The sequence below is a fragment of the Amycolatopsis sp. NBC_00355 genome, assembly GCF_036104975.1.
Taxonomy (GTDB): Bacteria; Actinomycetota; Actinomycetes; order Mycobacteriales; family Pseudonocardiaceae; genus Amycolatopsis.
Genome location: NZ_CP107982.1, coordinates 6935210 through 6960730, shown reverse-complemented (window position 1 = coordinate 6960730; position 25521 = coordinate 6935210). Strand labels below are relative to the sequence as shown.

Sequence of the window (25521 nt, the reverse complement as noted above, 5' to 3'; positions counted from 1 at the left end):
CCCGGTGGTGTGAACTTCCGTCCCATGAAGGCAGAGTCGCGAAGTCAGTGGGTCCTGGAAGCGCACGGGGTCGGCGACGAGCCCGTGCCGCCATCGGTGCTCGCGGAATGGCGGCGCTACCAGCGGTCCTCGTGGGCCGCGCGGCGCCGGCACTCCGTCGTCGAGGTCACGAGCCTCTTCGTGACGGCCACGATCCCCGTGCTCGCGGCCTTCGCCATCGACGCGCGGCTCATCGCCGCCGTCGGGTCGCTCGCGGTGCTGGTCAACGGGATCCGGGCGCTGGGCGGCTACAAGGAGAACTGGACCAGCCGGACGCGGGCGCGTTACGCGATCGAAAAGGAGATCGCGCTCTTCGCGGCCAAGCACGGCAACTACGCCGAACCCGGTGCGGCGGCCGTCCTGGTGGAGACCGTCGAGGAGATCTGCGCCGGGGAACGTGACGGCTGGGTCGCGCTCCGGCTGTCCTACGGCAGCTCCCGCGAGAAACCGACGACCTAGCTCGCCCAGCTCGGCCGCCACGTCGTGGCGGCCCGGGCGCCCGGGCGGAGGTGGGCGCGCAGCCGGGCCAGCGCGGGGTGCGCGTTGTCGCTCCGCCAGATCAGCGAGTGCGGGTAGACCGGGGTCGGGTTCTCGAGCGGGACCCGGCGCAGGTCGAGGCCGGCCGGCCACGACAGGCGGATTTCCGCACCGACCAGCGTGGCCACGTCGGGAGCGTCGGCGATGGTTTCGAGCAGGACCTCCGTGCCGAAGTTCGGGCCGACCGCGTCGATCGAGAGGCCGAACGCCGTGGCCAGCTCGGCGTAGTAGGCGGCCCACTCGGTGCCGGGCACCAGGCCGGGCATCCAGATCCGGTGCCCGGTCAGCTGCTCCGGACGCAGAGCCGTGGCGTCGGCCAGCGGGTGCGCGGGGCCGGTGAGCAGCTGGAGCGGCTCGTCGAGGACCCAGGACGCTTCGACGCCGTCGGGCAGCTGCCGCACGGCCACGGCGCGGAACGACGCGTCGATCGAGCCGTCCCGGACCGCCGCGACCGCCGCGTCGGCGTCGAACAGCGTCGCGACTTCGAGAGCGACGTCCGGGTGGGCGCGGTGGAAGCCCCGCAGCAGCGTCGCCGTCCCCAGCCGCCGGCCGATGACGTCGACGCGCAGGGCGCGGCGCCCGGAGCGCACCGACGCCATCGCCCGCGCCTCGGCCAGCAGCAGCTCGCGGGCGTGCGGCAGGAACGCTTCGCCGTCGCCGGTCAGCCGGGCGCCGCGGGCGGTGCGCGTGAACAGCCGCGCGCCGAGCGTCTTCTCCAGCGCGGCGATGCGCTTGGAGACGGCCTGCTGGGTGACCGCGAGGTCGGTCGCGGCGTCCTGGAACCGGCCCGCGTCCGCGGCGGCGACGAACGTACGCACGGCATCGAGATCCACGGCAGCCGACTCTAGGACCACAACGCCACGTTGTGGCTCGCCGCCACGACGGTTGTTTGCTCCGCGGCCGTCTTCTTCGCTTTGCTCTCCGGGTGAGGCGCAGGCGGTCGCTGGGGCCGCGGTTCAGGTGGCTGTGGACGGCTTACGCCGTCAGCGCGTTCGGCACGTGGCTCGGGTTCGGGGCGTTCCCGCTGCTGGCCATCCTCGTCCTGCACAGCGGGCCGACGGCGGTTTCGGTGCTGGCAGCCGTCGGGCCCGCGGTGGGGGCGCTCGTGGCGGTGCCGCTGGGGCCGTGGATCGAGTTCCGGCCGAAGCGGCCGGTCATGGTGCTGATGGACGTGATCCGGTTCGCGGCGCTGATGACCGTGCCGGTGGCCTACGCGCTCGGCTGGCTCGGCTTCACGCAGCTGCTCGTCGTCTCGGTGATCGTCGCCTCGGCGGACATCGCCTTCACGGCGGCGAGCGGCGCTTTCCTGAAGGCGCTCGTGCCGCCGGCGGACCTGCTCGTCGCGAACGGCCGGTTCGAGTCGACGACCTGGACGGCCACGGCACTCGGCCCGCCGCTGGGCGGCGCCGCGTTCGGGCTGCTCGGGCCGGTGACGACGGTGGTCGCCAACGCCGTCAGCTTCCTGCTCTCGGCGCTCGGGATCCGGGCGATCGGCGGGACGGAACCGCCGCCGGCGCGCACGGCGTCGCGGCTGCGGCCGAGCGACCTGGCCGCGGGGTGGCGCTTCCTGCTGACGCACCCGGGCCTGCGGCCGCTGTTCCTCAACACACTGCTGTTCAACGGCCTGATCATGGGGACCGAGCCGCTGCTGGCCGTGCTCATGCTCGGGCAGCTCGGGTTCACGCCGTGGCAGTACGGGCTGGCGTTCGCGGTGCCGTGCCTCGGCGGGCTCGTCGGCTCGCGGCTGACCCCGCGGCTCGTCGAGCGGTTCGGCCGGCACAACGTGCTGTGGACGTCCGGCGTGCTGCGCGCGTTCTGGCTGCTCGGGCTGGCTTTCCTGCCCTCGGGCCCCGGTGGGCTCGCGTTCGTGATGGTCATCGAGTTCGGCCTGATCTTCTTCTGCAGCGTGTACAACCCGGTCCTGGCCACCTACCGGCTCGACCAGCTCCCCGCCGACCGCGTCGCGCGGACGCTGTCGGCGTGGACCGTCAGCACCCGGGCGAGCATCGCGGCGACGACCGCGCTCTGGGGCGTGCTGGCCGGCTTCACCGGCCCACGCGTCGCGATCGGTGTCGCCGGGGTGCTGATCCTGGCGACGCCGTTCCTGCTCCCCCGCCGCGACCGCACGCCCGCTCAGCCGAGCCGGACCGTCCCCAGCACCGGGTAGCCGGGGACGCCGGTCGCGGCGCGGCCCGGGCGCGGGACGCCGGCGATCCACAGGCGTCCGGTCGCCGCGACGTTCGCGGCCATCGACGGGTCGGCGTCGTGGATCCGGAACGGGACGACCCGGCCGTCGGCGAGCATCGTCAGGCCGCTCACCCGGGCGGATCCGTGCGGGCTCATCCGCACCGGCCCGTCCGGCACCGCGCGCAGCTCGGTCCAGTGGTCCGCCGGCTGCGGTCCGAGGTAGGCCACCGATCGCGCCGCGACGGCGATCGCGGCCACCAGCGCGAGCGCCGCGATCCCGGTGAACACCAGGACGACGAACCCGCTCGCGCGGTCGTCCGCCGGGAAGTCGAGCCGCACCCAGAGCGAGAACCCGGCCAGGGCCAGCAGGAACGTGGCGGCTTCCCGCAGGTCGCGGGCGTGCCGGCGGCGGTGCGCGGCCAGCACGGGGTCGAGGCGCGGCGAGCCGGACCAGGCCGTCGGCGCCACCGCGACGGCGCCGGCGGGCGGCGTGTCGTGGATCCGGGCGCGGCGGACCCGCACGACACCGGGGAAGCCGACGAACACCTTCGGGCCCGAGCCCAGCAGCCACACCCGCCGGTCACCGGCCAGCAGCAGCCGGAACGCCTCGTCGAGCCGGATCCGCAGCCACCGGCCGTCCGGCAGCCGCACGCCGACGGTCCGGCCGGCGGCGACCAGCCCGTCCGCGGCGACGTCGACCCGCCGGAACCGCTCGCGCTTCAGCCGCTTCTCGGGCACCTGGACGCGCCCGCGGTGGAGCCAGAACACCTGGAAGAAGCCGAAGAGCACGACGAGGAACACCGGGATGGCGACGCCGTTACCGGTGAAGAACTGGGAGACGCCGAGGAGCACGAACGGCCAGCCCGCGAGCCGCTGGTTCGTGAGGGTGCGGCCGATCCGGTCGAGGTACTCGCCGAAGATCGGCAGCGCGCCGGACGGCATGGCGGAGTCGAACTCGAACGCTCGCACGCGCTCGGGCACCGGGACGATCTGCACGCTGGGCCCCCACCGTGTCGGCACTGGTCACCGACCCTTTCGGCAAACCGGTCATCGGCGTTACCTGATACTCCGTTCAGCGGAACGGGTCGTGACGCCCGCCGCAAACGAGCGACTACCCAGACCGGCGGATTCAGGTTAGGCTCACCTAAGTAGGAGGTGAGCCGTGACCGAAGCACCGACATCCATCCGCCGCCCGCCGGCCCCGAACCCCGCCGAGCGCGCGAAGACGATCGCGACCCGCAACGGCCCGGCGTCGCTGATGCCCACGTGCGAACGCGCCGGGCTGGAGTCCGAGCGCGTCGTCCCCGTCCTGCACCACGTGCACCACAGCGGCAGCGTGAGCGTGCTGCTGCCCGACGAGCACCCGATGGTCCGCGCGAGCAGCCAGACCCAGCGCGGCGAGCTGGCCGTGCTGGTGGAGCTCGCCGACCAGGCGCCGGTCGACCTGCGCGAGCCGATCCGCGGCCTGCTGTGGATCACCGGCTGGCTGCGGCCGCTCTCGCCGGTCTCGGCCCGCGCGCGGGCGGTGGCGATCGCCGAAAGCCGCCCGGACGAGCGGCTCCTCGACGTCGGCCACGGCCTGACACTGCTGCGGCTCACCCCGGCGTCCCTCGTGCTCGCCGACGCCGAAGGCACGCACTCGCTGCGGCCGCACATGTTCAGCGCCGCGCCGCCGGACCCGTTCCACGACTACGAGGCCCAGTGGCTGCGGCACCTGGAAACCGACCACTCCGACGTCGTCGGGCAGCTGGCCAAGCACTTGCCCGCGGATCTGCGCGGCGGCCGGATCCGGCCGCTCGGGCTGGACCGGTTCGGGCTGCGGCTGCGCGTCGAGTCCGACACCGGCGACCACGACGTGCGGCTGGCGTTCTCGAAGTCGGTGGACAGCCCGCCGCAGCTCGCGATGGAGCTGCGACGGCTGGTCGGCTGCCCGTTCCTGCGGGGCGCGTCAGGCTAGTTCGGCGGGGAAGCCGCCCTTCGCGAGCGGTCCCCAGCTCTCGATCGTCACGCGGATGATGCTCTTGCCCTGCTTGACCATGGCTTCGCGGTATTCGTCCCAGTCCGGGTGTTCGCCCGAGATGCTGCGGAAGTAGTCGACGAGCGGCTCGACCGAATCCGGGATGTCCAGCACCTCGGCGGTGCCGTTGAGCTGGACCCACTTGTCGTTCCACTCGTCGGACAGGATGCAGGCCGAGACCTGCGGGTTGCGCTTGATGTTCACGATCTTCGCGCGCTTCGGGTAGGTCGAGATGACCAGCCGGCCCTCGGCGTCGACACCGCAGGTGACGGGCGAGAGCTGCGGGCCGCCGTCGGCCTTCGTGGTCAGCAGGATCGCGCGGTGGCGGGTGGACAGGAACTCGACCAGCTCGGCGCGGTCGACGGTTTCGTTGGTGGCGATAGTGCGGGGCATGACCCGACGGTAGCGTGCGGCCATGACGTTCACCGCGCGATCGTGGCTGGCCCCGGCCCGCCCGGAGTTCCCCGTGACGATCGAGGACCCGCGGGAACGCAAGGCGATCAAGATCGAGCTGCTGATCGTCTTCGGGATCACGCTGGGCCTGTCCGGCGTCCGCAGCCTGCTGTCCCTTGTGGACTCCCTGCTGCAGCCGGCGCCGTTGGCGCAACAGCAAGTCCAGCTCAACGTGCCGCAGGCCGCGGCGAGCCTGATCGACCTGCTCAAGCAGCTGCTGTCGGCCGCGCAGCTGGTCGGCTGGGGCGCGCTCGGGCTGTACCTGCTGTGGCGCGCGGGCGTGAAGATCACCCAGGTGGGGCTGGACCGCCGCGCCCCCGGCCGCGACGCGCTGCTGACCGTCGCGCTCGCCGCCGTCATCGGGATTCCGGGGCTGGCGCTGTACTTCATCTCCTACCACCTCGGGTTCAGCCTGGCGGTGCAACCGTCCACTTTGAACGACACGTGGTGGCGGCCGATCTCGCTGACGCTCTCGGCGTTCGGCAACGCCTTCGCCGAGGAAGTGCTGGTGATCGGCTACCTGCTGACCCGGCTGCGCCAGCTCGGCGTCCGGGAGAACAACGCGCTGTTCGGCGCGGCCGTGCTGCGCGGGTCGTACCACCTCTACCAAGGCTTCGGCGGGTTCGTCGGCAACCTGATCATGGGGCTGGTGTTCGGGCGGCTGTGGCAGAAGACCAACCGCCTGTGGCCGCTCGTGGCCGCGCACACGCTGTTCGACTTCGTGTCCTTCGTCGGGTATGCCCTGTTGAAGGGTCACGTTTCCTGGTTGCCCTGACTAAGCTCGGGTCGTGATCGACGAAACGACACCTCCCCGGGTGGACAGCGAAGTCGGACCTCTGCGCGCGGTGCTGCTGCACCGGCCCGGCAACGAGCTCAAAAGGCTGACGCCCCGCAACAACGACCAGCTCCTGTTCGACTCGATCCCCTGGGTCGACCGGGCTCAGGCAGAGCACGACGCGTTCGCCGACGTGCTGCGCGGCCGCGGCGTCGAAGTCCTGCTGCTGGCCGACGCGCTCCGCACGGCCCTCGAGGACACCCGCGCGCACGCGTCGGGCGTTCACGCGGCGGTCGACGACCGGCGCCTAGGCGGCGATCTGGCCGATTCCCTGCGGTCGCACCTTTCGGGCGTCGACGCGGCCGGCCTCGCCGAGGTGCTGATGGCCGGGATGACGTTCGAGGAGCTGCCGTCGGCCGAAGGCGCGTCGCTGGTGCGGATGATGAACCACCCGCACGACTTCGCCGTCGACCCGCTGCCGAACCTGCTGTTCACGCGCGACTCGTCGGCGTGGATCGGCGACCGGGTGGCGATTTCGTCGCTGACCATGCCCGCGCGGCGCCGCGAAACGGCCGTGCTCGACCTGATCTACGCGTACCACCCGTACTTCCGCCACGCCGCCCGCGCGTACGGCGCGCATTCGGCGCCGATCGAGGGCGGCGACGTCATGCTGCTGGCGCCGGGCGTGCTCGCCATCGGCGTCGGCGAGCGCACGACCGCGGCCGGCGCCGAGTCGCTGGCCCGCTCGGTGTTCGCCGACGGCATCGCGCACACCGTGCTGGCGGTGCCGATCGAGCAGTCCCGCGCGACCATGCACCTGGACACCGTGTGCACCATGGTCGACGCCGACGCGGTGGTGATGTACCCGCTGGCCCGCGACTCCCTGACCGCGTTCACCATCCGCCCGACCGGCGACGGCGGCGTCAAGGTGGCCGGCCCGACGCCGTTCCTGGCCGCCGCGGCGGAGGCGATGGAGATCGACCGCCTGCGCGTCATCGACACCGGCCTGGACCCGGTCACCGCCGAGCGTGAGCAGTGGGACGACGGCAACAACACGCTGGCCCTGGCGCCGGGCGTGGTCGTCGGCTACGAGCGGAACGTCGAGACGAACGAGCGTCTCGAGGCGGCGGGCATCGAGGTGCTGCCGATCGCCGGGTCCGAGCTGGGCTCCGGCCGTGGCGGCCCGCGCTGCATGTCGTGCCCGGTGCGCCGCGACCCTCTGTGAATGAAAGTAAGCCTTCCCTAAATTGCGTCGACAATTTAGGGAAGGCTTACCAAAATTAGGTTCGTCTTCCTTTAGGAATGGTAACCTAATAGGGGGTAGATCACCACTCTGAAGTGGCATTGATTCGCATTCTGACGTACTGTTATGACATGGCCCTCACCAAGAAGAAAGAACCGCGCTCCAAGTTCTACGAACTGCTCCAGGCGCAGATCCACAACGAGTTCAATGCGTCCCAGCAGTACATCGCGCTTGCGGTGTGGTTCGACGCCGAGGACCTGCCGCAGCTGGCGAAGCACTTCTACAAGCAGTCGGTCGAAGAGCGCAACCACGCGATGGCGCTCGTGCAGTTCATGCTCGACCGCGACCACCACGTCGACATCCCCGGCACCGGGGAGGTGCGCAACGACTTCTCCAGCGTCACCGAGCTCCTCGAGCTCGCGCTCGAGCAGGAGAAGGAGGTCGCCACCGACATCTCCGCGATGGCCAAGGCGGCCCGCGCCGAAGAGGACTACATCAGCGAGCAGTTCACGCAGTGGTTCCTCAAGGAGCAGGTCGAGGAGATCTCGCAGATGAACACGCTGCTGACGATCGTCCAGCGCGCGAACGGCAACCTGTTCGAGGTCGAGGCGCACCTGCACCGCGAGTCCGTCGGCGACGCCGGCGTGGACGCGCAGATGCCGCCGGTGGCCGGCGGCGCGCTCTAGGCTTCCCACCACGCTGCGCCCATCGCAAGAACGCAAAAAACCCGGGCTCTCCCCCTGTGGACAGCCCGGGTTTTCCGTGTGCGGCGCCGGTCAGCCGGCGCAGTCCTGGTTGAGGCTCATCAAGCTGGTCTGCACGACCCCGGTGTCGTCGAGCCGGAAGTGGTACTCCGACGTCGCGCCGGCCGGAGCGCCGATGCCGCCCGACTCTTCCTTGGCCTCGGGATAGGTGGCGAGCACCTGGTCCTTCGTGGATCCGGCGCCGACACCCTCGGCGGTGTGCGCCGCCTGCTGGGGCGTGACGACGGTCAACCCGACCGCCTTCGAAACGACAACGGTCGCCGCGGCCGGCACTCCGCTGCCCTGCGCCGTGTAGACCGTGCAGCTCGCCCCGGGCTCCGCGCCGCTGAGCGTGACACCCTGCGCGGTCAGCTGGGCCTCGGACATGCCCAGTTTGATGCTGCCGAAGCCGTCCGACGCGAGCAGCGGTCCGCTCAGGACGGGCGGGAGCTTCGAGGGCGGCTGGGCCGACGACGGCCGCACCGTCCGCGGGGGCGCCGAGCCCGGCGGCGGGGAGACGTCGATGTCCTGCGTGCTGGTCGGCGCCGGGATCGACGGCTGCGGCTGCCGGCCGGGCGTGAGGTTCTCGGGCGGTTTGACGCTGATCGGGGCGCCGTCGGCGGACATCACCGCGGTGCCTTCGTCGGCGTGGAGCCGCACCATCGTGAGCCCCCCGGCGACGACCACCACCGCGGCCGCGACACCGACCGCGGTCAGCGCACCTTGACGACGGTGGCGACGGCGTCGCGCACCGGCGACGATGACCGTGCCGGCGTCGGGTGGCGGAGGCAAGTCGAGCCGCTCATCGGCGAACAGGGCGCGCAGGCGCTGCTCCAGTTCGTCCTCGGAGATGTTCAACCCGCGTCACTCCCTTCACCTTCGCCGTCGGCCGCCTTCAGCTTCATCCGCAGCGACGCGATCGCCTTGCTGGCCTGGCTCTTGACGGTGCCCTGCGTGACCCCGAGCGCACCGGCGATCTCCGCTTCCGAGAGACCTTCGTAGTAACGCAGCACCATCACGGCGCGTTGCCGCGGCGGCAGCGTTCGTAACGCGCGCCACAGCGGCTCGTGCTCGAACGGGTCATCCGGAACGTGCGGGTCGGTGTCCGGCAGGTCGGCCACCAGGTTCTCGCGGCGCGTCCGGCGCCAGCGGCTGACGTGCGCGTTCGCCATCGAGCGGCGGACGTAGGCCAGCGGGTCGCCGGTCTTCTCGTGCACGTAGGTCCAGCGTGAACCCATCTTCTCGAGCACGGTCTGCACCAGGTCCGCCGCGTCGTGCGGGTTGCCGGTCAGCGCGTGGCCGTACCGCAGCAAGCCCGGCAGCACGGCTTGCACGAAGTCCCCGAAGTCGGCGAGCTCACCCGGCAACGTCGCGGCCCTCCCTCGGCCTGCGCTGGTCACCCAGGTATCTCCCCCGGTGAAGACGGGTGCCGCAGCGGTCACCGTATCGCCTCCCATCGGGGTCGGGTAGCCAGAAGCCGAGTCACCTTCCTCCCCAACACGCATCACAACCCCCTCAGGTTGCCCGCGTCCCCGAACGAATCCGGAGACGCTCTGACGTGCTCCGCGTCAGCGGAGCGCGAGCGACTCCGGCAGCCGGAAGCCGCCGTCCGCCACTTCGGTGAACTCGTGGACGTCCACGACGGCGGCCCGCGGGATCGGGCCGTACACGTGCGGGAACCAGACCCCGGCCGGATGCGGTGGCTCGCCGTCCTCCCAGCGGACCGGGACCTCGAGCTTCGCCGGGTCGATCTCGAGCAGCACCAGATCGGTGCGGCCCTGGTAGAGCGCGTTGGCCGGCAGGTGCGCCGTGCCGAAGTCCGAGCAGTGGATGAACCCGACGTCGTCCAGCGACGCCGCCCGGTATTCGCCGCCTTCGACCGCCTCGGCCCACTCGGCCGCTCCGCAGATGTGGAGTATCACGCCGAGAATGGTCCCACCAGCGCGATCCGTCGGCGGTGTCTCGTGCGCCACATAATGCCTGGTTGAACGCTCATCGAGCGGTGAGAGAGCACCCGTTGACACCGGCAGTCCGGCGACAGATGACGAAGGGCCGTTCCCGCGTGGGAACGGCCCTTCGTGACTCTTGTGGCTCCTGGTCAGCGCAGGGTGAGCTGACGGCCGATCAGGCCGTCCCGCGCCCGCCGCTCGGCGGCGTTCAGCGGCTCGGCGTCGAGGGACTTGAGCGCCGTCTCGAGCCGGACGCCGAGGGCGTCCTTCGCGTCCGCCCACTCGCGGGCGTGGGCCTCGGAGTCGAGGTCCCAGACCGGGACGAGCAGACCGTGCGCCCGGAACGAGCCCGCGTAGCGCGACCCCTCACCGAGGCCGAGCTCGCCCGCCGCGGACAGCCGCGCCAGGGCCTGGAGCAGCAGGTTCTCCGGCTCGGGACGGACCCAGCGCAGGTGCGCCTTCTCGCCGGCGAGCACCCAGTAGGCGCCGAAGCCGAGCCGTTCGGTCGGCATGATCGCGGCGTTGGCGCGCTCGAGGGACACCGCGACGTCACCGCTGGCGTCCGCGTCCTCGGGCAGCCACCACGCGAAGTCGGAGTGCAGCGTGACGTCGAGCTCGGCACCCGGGGTCAGCAGGTCCTGCAGCCGGGCGTGCTCGTCGGCCTCCGGCGGAGTGGTGGTGTCCGGCACGCCGAGGACGTCGCCCTCCTTGGCGTCCAGCAGCCACTTCAGCGAGCGGCCGAGGTCGCGGCTGATGTCGGAGGACCGGGTCTGCACCTGCAGGCCGAGGTAGCGCTCACCGTCGGAACGGACGAACGCGGCCGCAGCCATCGGCAGCACGGTGGCGATGGTGACGTCCCCGCCGTCGGCGAGGGTGAGCTTCGCCGTCGCGGACGGCACGAACTCGCGCAGCGCGATCAGCTCGGGCTCCGCCGCCAGCCCTTCGAACGGCTGCCCGACGAAGACGTCGCGCACCTTCGGCTTGCGGTCCGACGCCTGCTTGGGACCCTTCTTGCGCGCGCCCTTGCCCACGGCTGCCTCCTCTGGTTCGGCCTGGAACGCTATCGAAGGGTTAGTCTCGCGACGTGTTCGACCCCCGCGATCCCGAGTTCCTCGAAGACCCGTACCCGGCTTTTGCCGCCCTCCGCGCACAGGGCGACGTCCATTTCCACGACGGGCTCGGCTTGGCCGTGGCGGTGTCGCACGCCGCGTCGTCGGCCGTATTGCGCCACCGCGGGCTGGGCCGGATCTGGCAGGACGCCCAGCCGCTCGAACGGTTCGCCTCCTTCAACCTCCTGCACCGCAACTCGCTGCTGGAGAACGAGCCGCCGTCCCACACCCGGCTGCGCCGCCTGATCGCGGGCGCGTTCGGCCGCGGCCACGTGCAGCGCCTGCGCCCGATGGTCGCGACCCTCGCCGCCAAGATGGTCGACGACCTGGCCGCGGCGATCACCACCGACGGCAGCGCGGATCTGCTGGAGCACCTCGCCCAGCCGCTGCCGGTCGCGGTGATCGCCGAACTGCTCGGCGTCCCGGGCACCGACGGGCCGCGGATGGTGCAGCTGTCCAACGCGATCGTGAAGATGTACGAGTTCGGCCTGCCCGAGGAGGATCGCGACGCCGCCGAGCAGGCCGCCGGCGAGTTCGTCGCGTACGTCCGCTCGGTAGCGACGTCCCGGGCCGCCTCGCCTGGCGAAGACATCATCAGTGACCTCCTGCGTAGTGAGCTGACCCCCGACGAGCTGGTCGCGACGGCGGTGCTGCTGCTGATGGCCGGCCACGAAGCGACGGTCAACGTGCTCGGCAACGGCATCACGGCACTCCTCACGCACCGGGACCAGTGGGACCGGCTGCTGGCCGAACCTTCACTGCTCGATTCGTGCGTGGAGGAACTGATCCGGTTCGACGCGCCCCTGCAGCTGTTCGAGCGAACGGCAACCGAGGACGTGACGATCTCCGGCTTCGTGGTGGCACGCGGCCAGAAGATCGGTGCACTGCTGGGAGCCGCGGCTCGCGATCCGAAGGTGTTCGATGAGCCGGATCGCCTCGACATCGGACGGACACCGAACGCGCACCTCGGGTTCGGCATGGGGATTCACTACTGCGTAGGCGCTCCTCTCGCTCGGGTGGAGATCGCGGCGGCGCTGACCGCGTTGGTGGAGAAGTTGCCGGGGCTGCGGTTGACGGGGACGCCGCCGCGGCGGCCGGAGTTTGTGATCCGCGGGCTGCGGGAGTTGCGGGTTACGGCCTGAGGTTCGGATTGGCTGTTACGGCTGGGGGGTTCGCAGAGCCCACGGTTTGTGTGCGGTTGCCTGACCGCCCGGACGCGCGGCAACCGGCTGTGGCGGGCTCGGCCGCACCTCAATCCGCGTGGCGCCGGTCGTGGCGGGGTTCGATCGGCCGGAGCCGGTGGGCCGGGTGCCAGTGCGGCGTTCGGCGAGCCGCGCCTGCAGGATGGTGGTCCTGGCGGGCTCGGGGAACCACAGCCTGCAGGGCGGACGCCGTGCCAAGGCTCGACGAAGCCGCGGCCCGCGAAGCAGACCCCGGGGTGCGGCTAGGCGCGGCCTGCCGGGCGGTAGCCATGGCGGACCCGGGAAACCACAGCCCGTACGGCGGACACCGCGCCAAGGCTCGACGAAGCCGCGGCCCGCGAGGCAGACCCTGGGGTGCGACTGGGCGAGGCGCGGCCTGCCGGGCGGTGGTCGTGGCAGGCCAGGGAACCCCCAGCCTGCCGAGCGGCGGCCGTGGCTGGCCAGGCGAGCTCTGGCCTGTGGGGCGGTGGTCGTGGCGGGCGGGGTGGGCCGCACATGCGTGGTGGCCGCCGCGGGGGCTTGGGGAACCGCGGCCGGTCCGGCGGACGCCGTGGTGGGGGTGGGTGACGCGCGGCATCCCGGGGGCGGTGGTCGTGGCGGGGCTCCGTGAGCCGCGGTCTGTGGGCGGATGCCGTGGTGCGGCGGGGCTGCGGGGTGTGGGGCCGGATCACGGGGTGACTCCCGTGAACAGGTCTGTTTCCAGGTCGGCGCCGGGCGCCGGGTGGGCGAGGTGGTAGTCCTCGAAGGGCCAGGCCTTTCTCTCTATTTCGCGGGAGTGGTTGAAGAACGGGTGAGCAGGGTCCACCTGCGTGGCGTGGGCCAGGAGGGCTCGGTCTCGGGTGGAGAAGTGGTCCTCGCAGCGGATTTTGGTGGTTCTGGGCAGCTTGTCTTCCGGCGGTAACTCCTCCAGGACCGCGCCCATGGCCGATTCGAGGCCGGCTTCGAGGGTGGCGTTGTGCAGGGCCTCGAACCACGCTCGGCTCAGGGTTGCTTGGTAGTACAGCTTTTGTGGTCGCCAGGGGTCTCCTGCGCCGGGGTAGCGGGTGGGGTCGGCGGCCGCTGTGAAGGCCTCGATCGTCACGTCGTGGGTGCGGATGTGGTCCGGGTGGGGGTAGCCGCCTGTTTCGTCGTAGGTGATCACCACGTGTGGGCGGAACTCTCGGATCAGTGCTACCAGCGGGGCTGCCGCCTCTTCGAGCGGGAGGGCTGCGAAAGAGCCTTCGGGTGGTGGCTCGGCTTCCGCTGGGAGGCCGGAGTCCGTGTGGCCGAGGAACTGCTGCCGGATGCCCAGGATCTCGGCCGCCGCGGCCATTTCCCGGCGGCGGAGGGCGGGGAGATCGGCTCGGGTTTCCGGGGTGTCGAGGGCCGGGTTGAGGACGTCGCCGCGTTCGCCGCCGGTGCAGGTTGCTACCAGGACGTCGACGCCTTCGGTGGCGTAGCGGGCGAGGGTGGCCGCGCCTTTGCTGGACTCGTCGTCGGGGTGGGCGTGGACGCTCAGGAGGCGGTAGGTCATGCCAGGCTCCTCTTCGGACTTGAGGACTTCGGGAAGAACACTGCGGGAACGAGGGTCAAGGCGGACAACGCCAAGGCCCAGGTGAAGGTGGTGCCGAACGCCGTGGGGGCGGCTGTCGCGGCCAGTTCGTGGTGGAGGATCGCCGCCAGGAGTGCGGTACCCAGGGAGCCGCCGATGCGGTTGACCACGTTGAACGCGCTCGCCGCACGGGGGATGCGGGATCGCTCCAGCGAGCCGTAAAGCGTGGTCATGCCGGGGATTGTGGCCGCGCCCAGGCCCGCGCCGCGGATCAGGAGGGACACGGTCAGCAGGACGCTGCCAGGGGACGAACCCAGCTGCGTGAACGCGATCGTGCCCAAGAGTGACAACGTGATTCCGGCCAGCATCATCGTGCGGGGACCGAAACGGGCCAGGAGGCGGCCGCCCGTGAGCAGCACCGCCGCCGAGCCCAGTGCTTGCGGCGCCAGGAGCAAGCCCGCTTGCAACGCGCTCGCGTGCTCCACCTGCTGGTAGTACAGCGGGAGCAGCAACATCGAGCTGTACAGCGACGCGCCCAGCAGGAACGTGCTCGCGCTCGCGACCGCGAAACCCTTGTCCCGGAACAGCTTCAGGTCCAGCACCGCCCAGCGGGTACGAGCCGCGTGGACGCCGTAGGCGAGCAGCAACGCCGCTCCGGCGACCGCCGCGACGACGACGCCTTCGGCCAGGCCGTACACGAACGCGCCCAGCCCCGGGGAAAGCAGGGCGATCCCCCGGACGTCGAGCGGCTCGCGGACGCCGCCCGGTGCCGGGGCCGGGAGCAGGCGCCGGGCGAAGACGAACGTCGCCACGCCCAGCGGGACGATGCCGAAGAACATCCAGCGCCAGCCGAAGTCCGCGACGAGGGCGCCGCCGAGCATCGGGCCGAGGACCGGGGCGACCGTGGCCGGCAGGGTGATCACGCCGATCATCCGGCCCAGGGCCGGGCCCGCTTCCTGCGCGAACACCGCCTGGCCGACCGGCTGCATCAGGCCGCCGCCCAGGCCGTGGAGTACCCGGAACACGATCAGCGCGGGCGCCGACCACGCGAAGCCGCACAGCAGCGTGCCCGCGGTGAAGAGCGCGACCGCGGCCAGCCAGACGGCGCGGCCGCCGAACCGGTCGGTCAGCCAGCCCGACAGCGGGATCGCCGCAGACGCCGCGAGCAGGTACGCGCTGGCGACCCACTGCACGGTCGTCAGCGGGCTGCCGAGGTCACGGGCGATCGAGTCGATCCCGACGGTCACGATCGTCGCGTCGAGGATCGACAGCACCGCGCCCATGATCAGCACGCCGCCGAGCCGCCACAGTGCCTTGTCCGGCCGGACTGCCGCAGTCATGTCCACCCCCATTCGTTAGGTCCGACCTCAGATTAGGTCGGACCCACTCGATGGGTCAAGCACAAGTTTGGGTCCGACCCAGTAGAGTGACGGCATGAGCGAGGGACTCCGGGCCCAGAAGAAGCACGAGACCAGGAGGAACATCTCCGACGTCGCGACCGGCCTGTTCATCCGGAACGGCTTCGAAGACGTGACGATCGCCGAGATCGCCGCCGAGGCGCGGGTGGCCAAGATGACCGTGACGAACCACTTCCCGCGCAAGGAAGACCTGGTCTTCGACATCCGCGCGGACTTCGCGGCCTGGCCCGCGGCGCTGATCCACGACAGCGCCTTCCACGACACGCGCGAGGTCTACTTCGAGGCCCTCGGCGCCGAACACGCGCTGGTCGGCTTTTCCGGCCGGGGGTTCGCGCGGATGATCAGGGACAGCCAGGTCCTGACGAACGCGCTGCACGAGATGCACCGCGAGCGCGAGGCGGCGCTCACGCACCTCCTGCTCGGACGGCACCCCGAGCAGGCGCTCGAGCCGGTCCTGGCCGCCGCGCACCTCGCGACGGTGCTGCGGGTGCTCTTCCAGGAGGTCTTCGACCGGACGCTCGACGACGAGCCCGGGAAGCGGATCGCCGACGCCGTGTGGCCCCTCGCCGAACAGGCCTTCGACCAGCTGGAACCGATTCTCGGCAAGTACTGAGCCGGCGGTGCTAGCGGACCGCGCCGGCCGGGCGCTGGGGCCGCAGCTCGGGCTCGGGCGCGCCGTCGACCTTCAGCACGCGCAGCTCGCGCACACCCATCGCGTCCGACGGCGCCAGCAACGCCGTGAACCGCCGCACGACCAGCGCCGTCACCACCGCGAGCGCGGCCGCGGCCAGGTCGGTCAGCGCGACCAGGACAACGCTGTCCGCCATCGACTGCACGTCGGTCCGGAAGCGCCAGACGATCGTCACGCCCAGCATGACCCAGTTCAGCAGCCAGGCGCCCCACCAGACGACCACCTGGCGGGACGGCTTCGGGCGGACGTCACGCGGGCGCCCCAGCACCGCGTGTTCCAGCTCGCCGACGATCGACAGCGCCATCGGCAGGTTCGCGAGCGGCACCAGGATGCCGACCAGCACCTGCCACACCGGGCGCGGCGGGTCGTCGCCCGAGGCGTCCGCGGCCGCGTGCCGGGCGACCAGCAGCCACCAGACGGACAGCCCCGCCGGCAGCAGCGCGAGGATCGACGCGAGCAGACCCGCGGTGAGCACGAACCCGTCGGAGAACGCGACGACCGAGCGGGACAGCGCGGCTTCGCGGCCCTGGACGAGCAGCACGTACCGCCAGACCTCGGCGCCGGCGGCGACCACCGCGAGCACGGAGAACGCGAAGAGGATGCCGACCAGGCTGCGGCTGAGCACCCGCACCCGGTCGATCGGGCGGACGGCGTCGGACGCCGTGCCCGGGACCGACGTCGGACGGCGCCAGACCAGGTTCGGGAAGCCCCAGCGCGGCGGCACCGGGTAGGACGGCGGGCCGTAGTAGCGCTCGGGGGCCACCGCGCGCCGACGCGGCCATGCGCCGGGCGGCGGGGTCGCCACCCAGCGCAGCTTCGGCCGGTGGACCGGACGGCGGTGATAGGGGTACGGCTCCGGTTGCGCGGCCAGCGCGCGGCCGTGCAGCTGCTGCGCGTTCGGCGGCGGCGCGGCCGGGCGCGGCCAGTACCCGGGTGGGTACGGCTGCTGACCCGCCGGAGGCTGACCCGGGTGCAAGGCTAGATCACTTCGGGATCGATGCCGGGGTGCTCGCCGACCATCGGCCGCCCTTCGCGGTGCCACGCGCCCATGCCGCCGGCGACGTTCACCGCGTCCCAGCCGCTCTGGTTCAGCCACGCTGTCGCGCGGGCGGACCGGCCGCCGCTGCGGCAGATCACGTGGATCGGCTGGTCGTCGGGCAGGTCGGTCAGTTCGCCGACGCGGGCCGGGAGCTCCCCCATCGGGATGTGCACGGCGCCGGGCGCGTGCCCGGCGGCCCACTCGTCGTCCTCGCGGACGTCGAGCAGTACGAGGCCGTCTTGGGGCAGGTCGCGGACCTCGGCGGTCGGCAGTTCAGCAGGGCTCACCACGTTGACCATGCTGCCACGTCGGGGCGTTGCCCGCGTGTGAGGTGTGCGTACGAACGGTCCGTTCGCGACGGAAGGGACGCGAACGGGCCGTTCCTATCTGAATCGGCACGGCAGAAAATTGGGAGGTCGACACGGCGAAGGGCCTTCCGCACGCCAGTGCGGAAGGCCCTTCGTGAGGTGGAGCTAGTGCGAGACGGCTTTTTCGGCGCCCGCGCCCGTCAGGGCCCGGACCTCCATCTCGGCGTACTTCTTCTTGTTGTGTTCCTTCGACAGGACGGTGCCCAGCCAGCCGAGGAAGAACGCGATCGGGATCGAGAACAGGCCCGGGTTGTCGAGCGGGAACCAGTGGAAGTCGACGCCCTGGAGCATCGACGCGCTCTTGCCGGTCTTGGCGTCCACCGGCTTCCCGGAGACCGCCGGCGAGAACACGATCAGCACGATCGTCACGACCAGCCCGCCGTAGATCGACCACAGCGCGCCCTGGGTGTTGAACCGCTTCCAGAACAGCGAGTAGAGGATCGTCGGCAGGTTCGCCGACGCCGCCACCGCGAACGCCAGCGCCACGAGGAACGCGACGTTCTGCGTCTTCGCCAGGATGCCGCCGAGGATCGCGAGCGCGCCGATCACCAGCGCGGTGATCCGGGCGACCCGGACCTCGCCGCCCGTGGAGACCGCACCCTTCTTGATCACGTTGGCGTAGACGTCGTGCGCGAAGGACGCCGACGCCGTGATCGTCAGGCCGGCCACCACCGCGAGGATCGTGGCGAACGCGACCGCGGAGATGAATCCGAGCAGCACCGGGCCGCCCAGTTCCAGCGCCAGCAGCGGCGCCGCGGAGTTCGTCGTGCCGGGAGCCTTCGCGATCTTCTCCGGCCCGACGATCGCGCCCGCGCCGTAGCCCAGCACCAGCGTGAACAGGTAGAAGATGCCGATCAGCACGATGGCCCAGACCACCGAGCGCCGCGCGTCCTTGGCCGTGGGGACGGTGTAGAAGCGCATCAGGACGTGCGGCAGGCCGGCCGTGCCCAGCACCAGCGCGACGCCGAGCGACAGGAAGTCCAGCTTCGTCGTGCCGTTCTTGCCGTACTGCTTGCCCGGGTCGAGCAACGCCGCGCCGCCCTTGCCGCCCTTGTCGACGGCGGCCTGGAACAGGTCGGACAGGTTGAAGCCGTACTTCCCCAGCACCCACAACGTCATCGCGAACGCGCCGATGATCAGCAGCGCGGCCTTGATGATCTGCACCCAGGTGGTGCCCTTCATGCCGCCGATCAAGACGTACAGGATCATGATCACGCCGACCACGGCGATCACCAGGTCCTGCCCGAGCTCGCTGTCGATGCCGAGCAGCAGGTTGACCAGACCACCCGCGCCCGCCATCTGCGCGAGCAGGTAGAAGAACGAGACGGCCAGCGTCGAGACGGCCGCCGCGGCGCGCACCGGACGTTGTTTCATCCGGAACGCGAGCACGTCGCCCATCGTGAACTTGCCGGTGTTGCGCAGCAGTTCCGCGACCAGCAGCAGCGCGACGAGCCAGGCGACCAGGAAGCCGATCGAATAGAGGAAACCGTCGTAGCCGTTGACCGCGATCGCGCCCGCGATGCCGAGGAACGACGCCGCCGAAAGATAGTCACCGGAAATCGCGATGCCGTTCTGCGGGCCGGTGAACGCTCGCCCGGCGGCGTAGTAGTCGGACGCCGTCTTGGTGTTGCGGCTGGCCCGGAACACGATCACCAGCGTGATCGCGACGAAGACCAGGAAGATGATGATGTTGAGGGTGGAGTTGGAACCCTCCACGCCCGCGGCGAGGTTCATCGGCCGGGCTCTCCTTCGATGCTCGCGCGGATCTTGTCGGCCACCGGGTCGAGCTTCCGGTTGGCGTAGCGCACATACAGCCCGGTGATGACGAACGTCGACACGAACTGCAGCAGGCCGAAGACCAGCCCGACCGTGATGTTGCCGAACAACTTCGTGCTCATGAACGCGTGCGCGTAGTCGGCGAGCAGGACGTAGAGCAGGTACCAGAGCAGGAACAACGCCGTCATCGGGAACACGAAGACGCGCAACCTCCGGCGCAGGCCGGTGAACTCGGGGCTTTCCTGGATCCTCTCCCAATCTGTCTGCGACTCCGCGCCACCGACGTCTTCCTCGGTGCTGCTCACAGAGGACCTCCACCTTTCCCGTTTTTTCGTACTGTCCGTACTGTTTGAAGCCAACGGACCGTAAAGAGTTAACGGCGTAGTTGGTAAGCCCCCAATCGGGCGCTTGACCTTGCGTAGAAATTCCGCTTGGGATTCGCGTGGGATGTCCGTTTAGCGGACGGGTGATCACTCGATCGGGTAATGCGTTCTCACGGCGAGTCAGCGAATTACTTGCGGTGCCGTCCCCGACCGGCGACCCGGGTCTTCTCTTCGGCTTGACCGAATCGGGCGACAGCGCGGTCGTGCATGAAGCCGAGCGGGTCCGGAGCGTGTAGGCGCAGCATGATGTCGTGCACGTGGTCCGGCCGGCCGTACCCGGTCACCCGGCTGACCAGATACGTCGTGACGAACGCGACCGGCACCGTGATCAACGCCGGCTGGGTGGCGAACCACGGCGCCCAGCCCCCGGTGTACCCGCTGACGATGTTGACGATCAGCGCGGCCAGCACCAGCCCGCCGCCGACGAACATCCCGGCCAGCGCACCCGGCCAGGACAGCTTGCGCCACCAGATGCCCAGTACCAGCAACGGGCTGAAAGTTGACGCCGCGAGCGCGAACGTCATCCCCACCGACAGCGAGAGGTCCTCCGGCCGCAGCGCGACGGCCAGCCCGATCGGGAACAGCGCGACCAGCACCGTCGCCACGCGGAAGTCCCGCACCCGGCCGGGCAGCAGGTCGGTCGACACCACCCCGGCGACGCTCACCAGCAGACCGGACGTGCTGGACAGGAACGCCGCGAACGCGCCGGCCGCGGTGACCGCTCCGAGGATCTGACCACCGATGCCCGGCAGCATCGCCGAGGGCAACCGCAGGATCGCCGCGTCCGTCTTGCCGGTGACCAGCAGCTCCGGCACGTACATCCGGGACAGCGCGCCCAGCAGCGTCGGGAACAGGTAGAACAGGCCGAGCAGCAGCAGGACGTGCACCGTGGTGCGGCGCGCGGCCTTGCCGTCGGGGTTGGTGTAGAAGCGGACCAGCACGTGCGGCAGGCCCATGGTGCCCAGGAACGTCGCGAAGATCAGCGAGTACGTCTGGAGCAGGTCGGTCAGGCTGCCCGAGCCCGGGTGCAGCCAGTTCCCGTTGTCGGCGACGGAGTCGGTGACCACCGGCACCGGCGTGCCGGCCAGGAACTTCAGCTTGGTGCCTTCGGACACCGTGTGCGGCGCCAGCGGGGTCCAGTGCGTCGGCCCGGCGGCCGGGCCGTTGTCCGTGCGGCCGTACGCGTAGAGGAACGTGTCCGAGGTGACGTGCAGGGTGACGTCGGTCTGGACGTCCACTGTGGTGTCGGTGGTGAACACCGGCGGCGCGGCCGTGCCGAGCGGGCGGAAGCCGTCCGGGCCGCCGCCGGAGAAGAACACCATGCACAGCACGAACGCGGGCACCGAGATCGCGAACAGCTTGAGCCAGTACTGGAACGCCTGGACGACGGTGATCGCGCGCATGCCGCCGGCGATCACGTTGAACGCCACCAGGACCATCACGACGACCGCGCCCGCCCAGGCCGGCACCGGCAGGATCGTCGCGAGCGTCAGACCGGCGCCCTGCAGCTGCGGGACCATGTAGAGGATCCCGATGAACACGACGAACGCCGTGGAGAACCGGCGCAGGCCGATCGAGCCGAGCCGCATCTCCAGGAAGTCCGGCAGCGTGTACGCGCCGGAGCGCCGCAGCGGCGCGGCGACGAAGAGCATCAGCGCGAGGTAGCCCGCGGTGAAGCCGATCGGGAACCACAGCGCGTCGGCGCCCTCCTTGAGCACGATCCCGGCGATGCCGAGGAACGACGCCGCGGACAGGTACTCACCGGAGATGGCGGCGGCGTTGCGCCGCGACCGCACGGTGCGCCGCGCGACCAGGAAGTCGTGGGTGCTCGTGGCCGACCGCGACGAGCGGTGCCCGAGGTAGAACGTCGCCACGGCGACCAGCACGATGCCGGTCAACGCCCACGGGTTCAGCTGCACGGAGGAATCCTCGCACGAGGAGGCGCGAAACTAGTTTTCGATCATGTCCACGAAGGCGCGCTCGTTGCGCTCGGCCAGCCGGTTGTACCAGAGGCCGACGCCGAACAGGAACGGGAACGGCAGCACACCGAGGATCAGCCAGGCCACCGGGATACCGGCCAGGGTCAGCCGGGAGAAGCCGGGGAGCAGGTAGAACAGCACCGGCAGCGAGCCGAACACGACGACGACCAGCAGGGACAGCAGCAACGCCGTCCGCAGCTGCACCTTCACCAGGTGATCCCGGACGAGCAGCTTCCCCCAGCTGGTCTGTTCCTCCAGCTCGACGCGGGCCCTCAGGGTGCCGGAGGCGCCGCGCCGCGGGTCGTTGAGGATCACGCGTTCGCGCTTGGGTTTCGCGTGGTGTTCCGGCTTCGGCGGCTCGTCCGCCGGGGCCGGGGGCAGCGGTTCGACGACGGCGCGCTCGGTCGGCTGCGGCAACGGCCGCTGCGGCCGCCGGCCGAGGGTCGGATCGGGCTCGCGCACACCGTTCGCGCGGCGGTCGTAGAAGTCTTCGGTCATGACCGGTCCCGGCTCAGCCGTTCCGGCCCGAACCGACCAGCCGGTCCTTCAGCGCGCGAGTGTGACGCCGGCTCACCGGCAGCACCTTCTCCTCGTTGCCGATCACGACCTGGTAGCCGCCCTGGCCCATCCGCAGCTCGGTGATCAGCGGCAGGGCGACCAGGAACGACCGGTGGATCCGGACGAAGCCGGCCTTCTCCCAGCGCTCCTCGAGCTGCGCCAGCGGGATGCGGACCAGGTGGCTGCCTTCGGTGGTGAACAACCGCGCGTAGTCGCCCTGGGCCTCGACCCAGCGGACCGAGGAGCGCGGGATGAGCTTGGTGGTGCCGGCCAGCTCGACCGGGATGACCTCGTCGTCGTTCTTCACGCCGGGCTCGCCGCCGGCCGCGCCGGGGGCCGGCGCCGCGGCCGAGGCCAGCTTTTCGATGACACGCAGGATCGCGCGGTCGAGGCGATCCTGCTGGTACGGCTTGAGCACGTAGTCCAGGGCGCCGAGGTCGAAGGCGTTGACGGCCTCTTCGGCGTGCCCGGTGACGAACACCAGCGCGGGCGAGGGCCGCAACGCCGCGAACACGCGGGACATCTCCATCCCGGACAATCCGGGCATGTCGATGTCCGCGAAGACGGCGTCGACGATCGGCAGGCCACGCTCCTTGCGGTCGCGTAGTCTCGGGTCGTCGGTCGACAGGAGCCGAAGGGCCTCCGACGCGTCGATCGCCGGGAACACCTTCGCCACGTGCGGGCTGTTGGTCAGGCAGTGGACGAGTTCGTCCAGACCTCGAGGCTCGTCGTCCACAGCCAGGACCACGAGCTTCCGGGTGTCATCGTGAGCACTCACAGTGAAACGCATCCTGCCCATTGCCGAGTGCAATGTCCAGCCCCCGTCCGCCTGAAGTGAGAGACCCGCGGGCGACAGCGCCGCCCGCGGGTCCCTCGTAATCAATGCACGAAGGTGAACCAGTTGAGGTTCACGAAGTCGGCGGGCTGGCCGCTCGTGAACGTCAGGTACACGTTGTGCACGCCCGTCACGGCGCTGGTGTTCGCCGGCACCGTCCGCCAGGTCTGCCAACCGCCCGTGCTGCCGACAGCGAAGCTCCCGATCGGCGCGTTGGACAAGCTGTCCAGCCGGACTTCCACCAATCCGCTGACCCCGTTCGAGGCACCGGACGCCACGCGCGCCTGGAAGTTCGTCGCCGCACTGCTGCCGAAGTCAACGCTCGGGTAGAGCGCCCAGTCACCGTTGCCCGCCGGGCCGATGTTCTGGCCGCCGCCGGTGTCGGTGGTCGTCTGCTTGGCCAGGCCGTTCTGCTGGGTGTACGACTCGGCCTGGATGGTGCTGTACGCGCTGCTCCCGCCGGACGGCGGAGTCGTCGTGGTCGGCGGCGTCGTCGGGGTGGTCGTGCCGCCCCCGCCGGAGCCGCGGGTGCTCACCGTGACGTAGTCGACGACCATCGGGTGCCCCGGCACGATCCCCGCGCCCGGCGTCGTGGTGCCGGAGTTGTTGTTGGGGAACGCGCCGCCGATGGCGACGTTCAGCAGCACGAAGTAGCCGGCGTGGCCGGTCATGTTGGCCCACGTCGTGGCGTCGACCTGGTTCTGGCTGACCGAGTGGAACTGCTGCCCGTCGACGAACCAGCGGAACACCTGCGGGCTGACGCTCGCGTCCCATTCGAAGCGGTAGGTGTGGAAGCCGGCCTGGCAGGTCGCGCCCGGGCAGGCCCGGTTGTTGACGATGCCGGTGGTCTCGTTGCACGGGCCGCCGGGGTTGACGCCGCAGTGCATGACGCCCCAGACGGAGTTGATCCCGTTGACGTTCTCCATGATGTCGAACTCGCCGATGGCGGGCCAGTTCCACCAGTTGCCGCGGTAGGGCCCGCCGAGCGCCCAGAAGGCCGGCCAGTAACCGAGCGCGGCGGCGCCGGTGACGTTCGGCATCTGGATCCGGCTCTCGATCCGCATCACCCCGCCCGCCGGCGGCTTGAAGTCGGTGCGCTGGGTTTCGATCCGCGCCGACGTCCAGTTGCCCGCGCCGTCGCGCAACGGCGTGATGCGGAGGTTGCCGGAGCCGTCGAGGGCGAGGTTGGACGTGCTCGACGTGTAGTTCTGGATCTCACCGGTGCCCCAGTTGCCGGGGCCGCCGGGGTAGGCGTGGCCGGTGTCGATGATCCAGTTCGAGCCCGACGGCAAGGCGCCGGAGCCGCCCGTGAAGTCGTCGGCGAACACCGTCGTCCAGCCGGAGTCGGGCGGCGGGATGGACGCCGACGCGGGCAAAGTCAGCGGGATGGCGATGAGCGCGGCGCCGGCCAGGGCACCGAGGGCCAACCGTCTTGAGGTGCGGGAGAGGTGGGGCATCGGGGACGACCTCCTCGTCGATCCGGATTTGTTGCGGGTCACAACAAAGCCCGTTGACGAGGAGACCTCCCGGAGCTCGGTGATCGCCAGGGACGTTACGAAGCAAGAGTGATACAGGTCACAAAATATGCCCCGAAGTACCCGAATCGGACAGTCCGAGCAAAGCCGACCCGATGACGTGGACGGCGTCCTCGGCTCCCGGCAGCGCGCGCAGGTGCGGCGTCCGGGCGACGTCGTTGACCACCGTAAGCGCAGCCTGGACGCGCACGCGTGCCAAGTCCGGGTGGACGTCGCGCAGCAGCCGGACCCAGGCCTCGACGTACTCGCGCTGGGTGCGGCGCAGCTCGTGCCGCTCGGGTTCCGGCAGCAGCCCGACCTCGGTGATCAGCAGGTCGACGACGTCGTGGTGGGCCAACGAGTATCCCGCGTACGACCGCAGCAGCTCGGACAGTGACGCCGTCCGCAAGCCCTCGCCGAGCGCGTCGGCCCCGGTACGCAGGGCCGTCAGCAGCAGCTCGGCCTTGCTGCCGAAGTGGTGGTAGACGCTCGGCCCGGCGATCCCGGCCGCCGCGCCGACCTCCTCGATGGCCACGCTGTGGAAGCCGCGCTCGGCGAAGAGCCGGGTCGCGGTCGTCAGCAGCAGTTCCCGCCGGGACGCGGGCTCGACGACCGGCTCCGGTGCTCGTTCGCCCAGGTCCGGGAGCCGGACGTCGGCGACCGCGCCGGCCAGCGACGTCATCAGCTCGTCGTAGGCCGGGCGCGGCAGGCCTACGCGCTGGAACGAGACGCTGACCAGCACCGCGAGCACCGACCAGGCCAGCAGCCCGGCCTGATCGGCGGTCAGCTCCCGGCGCCGGTCCCGCAGCTGCCCGGTGAGCTGCCCCGCCAGCCGCCGCAAGGGCTCGCCGACGCGGTGCCGCTCGGCCGGTTCGAGGTGGCGGGACTCGCGCTGCCACAGGACCCCGACGTCCCGCCGGTCGAGCGCGCCGGCCGCCAGGTCGGCGAAGCCGGTGACGGCGAGCGCGGTCAACGCGTCTTCGACCACCGCGGCGAGCAGCTCCTGCTTGCCGCGGAAGTGCCGGTACAGCGCCGACGGGCCGATCGCGACGGCGTCGGCGATGTCGCCCATCGCGACGTGCGGGTAGCCGCGGCGGACGAACAGCTCGGCGGCCGCGGCCACGATCAGCGCGCGGCGGTTGCGCGGCCGGGTGCCGCGAGCGGGTGCGGACAAC

26 protein-coding genes are annotated in these 25521 nt (G+C 70.9%); 8 read left to right on the top strand and 18 right to left on the bottom strand.

Annotated features, from left to right (window positions below):
* Positions 1-24 precede the first annotated feature (24 nt).
* Positions 25-498, top strand: a complete 474-nt coding sequence (locus tag OHS18_RS31670; protein ID WP_328613347.1) for a DUF4231 domain-containing protein — start codon at positions 25-27, stop codon at positions 496-498.
* On the opposite strand, the gene OHS18_RS31665 is transcribed toward OHS18_RS31670, so the two are convergent.
* Positions 495-1409 carry a LysR family transcriptional regulator gene (locus OHS18_RS31665; RefSeq protein WP_328613346.1) on the bottom strand — a complete coding sequence of 305 codons (915 nt, stop codon included), beginning with the start codon at positions 1407-1409 and terminating at the stop codon, positions 495-497. The genes OHS18_RS31670 and OHS18_RS31665 overlap by 4 nt on opposite strands.
* Before the next feature lie 92 nt (positions 1410-1501).
* On the opposite strand from OHS18_RS31665, the gene OHS18_RS31660 reads away from it, so the two are divergent.
* Positions 1502-2743: an MFS transporter gene (locus tag OHS18_RS31660; RefSeq protein WP_328446447.1), complete on the top strand. Its 1242-nt coding sequence runs from the start codon at positions 1502-1504 to the stop codon at positions 2741-2743.
* Here OHS18_RS31660 and OHS18_RS31655 read toward each other — a convergent pair.
* A complete protein-coding gene (locus tag OHS18_RS31655) occupies positions 2710-3759 on the bottom strand; it encodes a hypothetical protein (RefSeq protein ID WP_328446449.1) in 1050 nt (349 codons plus the stop codon). The genes OHS18_RS31660 and OHS18_RS31655 overlap by 34 nt on opposite strands.
* Positions 3760-3925: 166 nt before the next feature.
* On the opposite strand from OHS18_RS31655, the gene OHS18_RS31650 reads away from it, so the two are divergent.
* Positions 3926-4720 carry a DUF2470 domain-containing protein gene (locus OHS18_RS31650; protein ID WP_328446450.1) on the top strand — a complete coding sequence of 265 codons (795 nt, stop codon included), beginning with the start codon at positions 3926-3928 and terminating at the stop codon, positions 4718-4720.
* Here the strand turns inward: OHS18_RS31650 and OHS18_RS31645 are convergent.
* The gene (locus OHS18_RS31645) at positions 4712-5173 is read right to left on the bottom strand and encodes a PPOX class F420-dependent oxidoreductase (protein WP_328446452.1); all 462 of its coding nucleotides are present in this window, start codon (positions 5171-5173) and stop codon (positions 4712-4714) included. The genes OHS18_RS31650 and OHS18_RS31645 overlap by 9 nt on opposite strands.
* Positions 5174-5195: 22 nt before the next feature.
* On the opposite strand from OHS18_RS31645, the gene OHS18_RS31640 reads away from it, so the two are divergent.
* The 3 genes from OHS18_RS31640 to OHS18_RS31630 all read left to right on the top strand — a co-directional run bounded on the left by OHS18_RS31640 (position 5196) and on the right by OHS18_RS31630 (position 7937).
* The gene (locus tag OHS18_RS31640; protein WP_328613345.1) at positions 5196-6008 is read left to right on the top strand and encodes a CPBP family intramembrane glutamic endopeptidase; all 813 of its coding nucleotides are present in this window, start codon (positions 5196-5198) and stop codon (positions 6006-6008) included.
* A gap of 40 nt (positions 6009-6048) precedes the next feature.
* Positions 6049-7233 carry an arginine deiminase gene (locus tag OHS18_RS31635; protein ID WP_328459129.1) on the top strand — a complete coding sequence of 395 codons (1185 nt, stop codon included), beginning with the start codon at positions 6049-6051 and terminating at the stop codon, positions 7231-7233.
* 149 nt (positions 7234-7382) lie between these two features.
* Positions 7383-7937, top strand: a complete 555-nt coding sequence (locus OHS18_RS31630; protein WP_328613344.1) for a ferritin — start codon at positions 7383-7385, stop codon at positions 7935-7937.
* 90 nt (positions 7938-8027) lie between these two features.
* On the opposite strand, the gene OHS18_RS31625 is transcribed toward OHS18_RS31630, so the two are convergent.
* From OHS18_RS31625 to OHS18_RS31610, 4 genes are all read right to left on the bottom strand, one after another.
* Positions 8028-8852 carry a hypothetical protein gene (locus tag OHS18_RS31625; RefSeq protein WP_328613343.1) on the bottom strand — a complete coding sequence of 275 codons (825 nt, stop codon included), beginning with the start codon at positions 8850-8852 and terminating at the stop codon, positions 8028-8030.
* Complete coding sequence (locus OHS18_RS31620; RefSeq protein ID WP_247063846.1) at positions 8849-9361, bottom strand: SigE family RNA polymerase sigma factor; 513 nt, start codon at positions 9359-9361, stop codon at positions 8849-8851. Before OHS18_RS31620 ends, OHS18_RS31625 begins: the two co-directional genes overlap by 4 nt.
* 201 nt (positions 9362-9562) lie before the next feature.
* Entirely contained in the window at positions 9563-9916 is a 354-nt protein-coding gene (locus OHS18_RS31615) for a DUF952 domain-containing protein (protein ID WP_328446460.1), read from the bottom strand.
* 176 nt (positions 9917-10092) lie between these two features.
* A complete protein-coding gene (locus OHS18_RS31610; RefSeq protein ID WP_328613342.1) occupies positions 10093-10974 on the bottom strand; it encodes a DUF5926 family protein in 882 nt (293 codons plus the stop codon).
* A gap of 53 nt (positions 10975-11027) precedes the next feature.
* Here OHS18_RS31610 and OHS18_RS31605 point away from each other — a divergent pair, with 53 nt between their 5' ends.
* A complete protein-coding gene (locus tag OHS18_RS31605; RefSeq protein WP_328613341.1) occupies positions 11028-12194 on the top strand; it encodes a cytochrome P450 in 1167 nt (388 codons plus the stop codon).
* A gap of 727 nt (positions 12195-12921) precedes the next feature.
* On the opposite strand, the gene mca is transcribed toward OHS18_RS31605, so the two are convergent.
* Both mca and OHS18_RS31595 read right to left on the bottom strand, forming a co-directional pair.
* Complete coding sequence (gene mca, locus OHS18_RS31600; RefSeq protein WP_328613340.1) at positions 12922-13767, bottom strand: mycothiol conjugate amidase Mca; 846 nt, start codon at positions 13765-13767, stop codon at positions 12922-12924.
* The gene (locus OHS18_RS31595) at positions 13764-15125 is read right to left on the bottom strand and encodes a DHA2 family efflux MFS transporter permease subunit (protein ID WP_328613339.1); all 1362 of its coding nucleotides are present in this window, start codon (positions 15123-15125) and stop codon (positions 13764-13766) included. Before OHS18_RS31595 ends, mca begins: the two co-directional genes overlap by 4 nt.
* Before the next feature lie 94 nt (positions 15126-15219).
* On the opposite strand from OHS18_RS31595, the gene OHS18_RS31590 reads away from it, so the two are divergent.
* Positions 15220-15816, top strand: coding sequence for a TetR/AcrR family transcriptional regulator (locus OHS18_RS31590; RefSeq protein WP_328613338.1), 597 nt, complete (start codon positions 15220-15222; stop codon positions 15814-15816).
* A 10-nt stretch (positions 15817-15826) separates the two neighbouring features.
* Here the strand turns inward: OHS18_RS31590 and OHS18_RS31585 are convergent, their stop codons facing one another.
* The 9 genes from OHS18_RS31585 to OHS18_RS31545 form a co-directional block, all read right to left on the bottom strand.
* On the bottom strand, positions 15827-16870 hold the full coding sequence (locus OHS18_RS31585; RefSeq protein ID WP_328613337.1) for a DUF4328 domain-containing protein: 1044 nt from the start codon (positions 16868-16870) through the stop codon (positions 15827-15829).
* Between the two features lie 2 nt (positions 16871-16872).
* Positions 16873-17232, bottom strand: a complete 360-nt coding sequence (locus OHS18_RS31580) for a rhodanese-like domain-containing protein (RefSeq protein ID WP_323325508.1) — start codon at positions 17230-17232, stop codon at positions 16873-16875.
* A gap of 174 nt (positions 17233-17406) precedes the next feature.
* On the bottom strand, positions 17407-19035 hold the full coding sequence (locus OHS18_RS31575; protein ID WP_328613336.1) for a solute symporter family protein: 1629 nt from the start codon (positions 19033-19035) through the stop codon (positions 17407-17409).
* Entirely contained in the window at positions 19032-19382 is a 351-nt protein-coding gene (locus OHS18_RS31570; protein ID WP_328446474.1) for a DUF485 domain-containing protein, read from the bottom strand. The genes OHS18_RS31575 and OHS18_RS31570 overlap by 4 nt, the downstream gene beginning before the upstream one ends.
* 206 nt (positions 19383-19588) lie before the next feature.
* A complete protein-coding gene (locus tag OHS18_RS31565; protein WP_328613335.1) occupies positions 19589-21379 on the bottom strand; it encodes a sodium/solute symporter in 1791 nt (596 codons plus the stop codon).
* Positions 21380-21409: 30 nt separating this feature from the next.
* Positions 21410-21937, bottom strand: a complete 528-nt coding sequence (locus OHS18_RS31560; protein WP_328446477.1) for a hypothetical protein — start codon at positions 21935-21937, stop codon at positions 21410-21412.
* A gap of 13 nt (positions 21938-21950) precedes the next feature.
* Positions 21951-22787, bottom strand: a complete 837-nt coding sequence (locus OHS18_RS31555; RefSeq protein ID WP_328446479.1) for a LytR/AlgR family response regulator transcription factor — start codon at positions 22785-22787, stop codon at positions 21951-21953.
* Between the two features lie 89 nt (positions 22788-22876).
* Positions 22877-24289 (bottom strand): glycoside hydrolase family 16 protein, encoded by a 1413-nt coding sequence (locus OHS18_RS31550; RefSeq protein WP_328613334.1) that lies wholly within the window; start codon positions 24287-24289, stop codon positions 22877-22879.
* Positions 24290-24407: 118 nt separating this feature from the next.
* Positions 24408-25520 carry a TetR/AcrR family transcriptional regulator gene (locus tag OHS18_RS31545; protein ID WP_328613333.1) on the bottom strand — a complete coding sequence of 371 codons (1113 nt, stop codon included), beginning with the start codon at positions 25518-25520 and terminating at the stop codon, positions 24408-24410.
* Between the last annotated feature and the right edge of the window lies 1 nt (position 25521).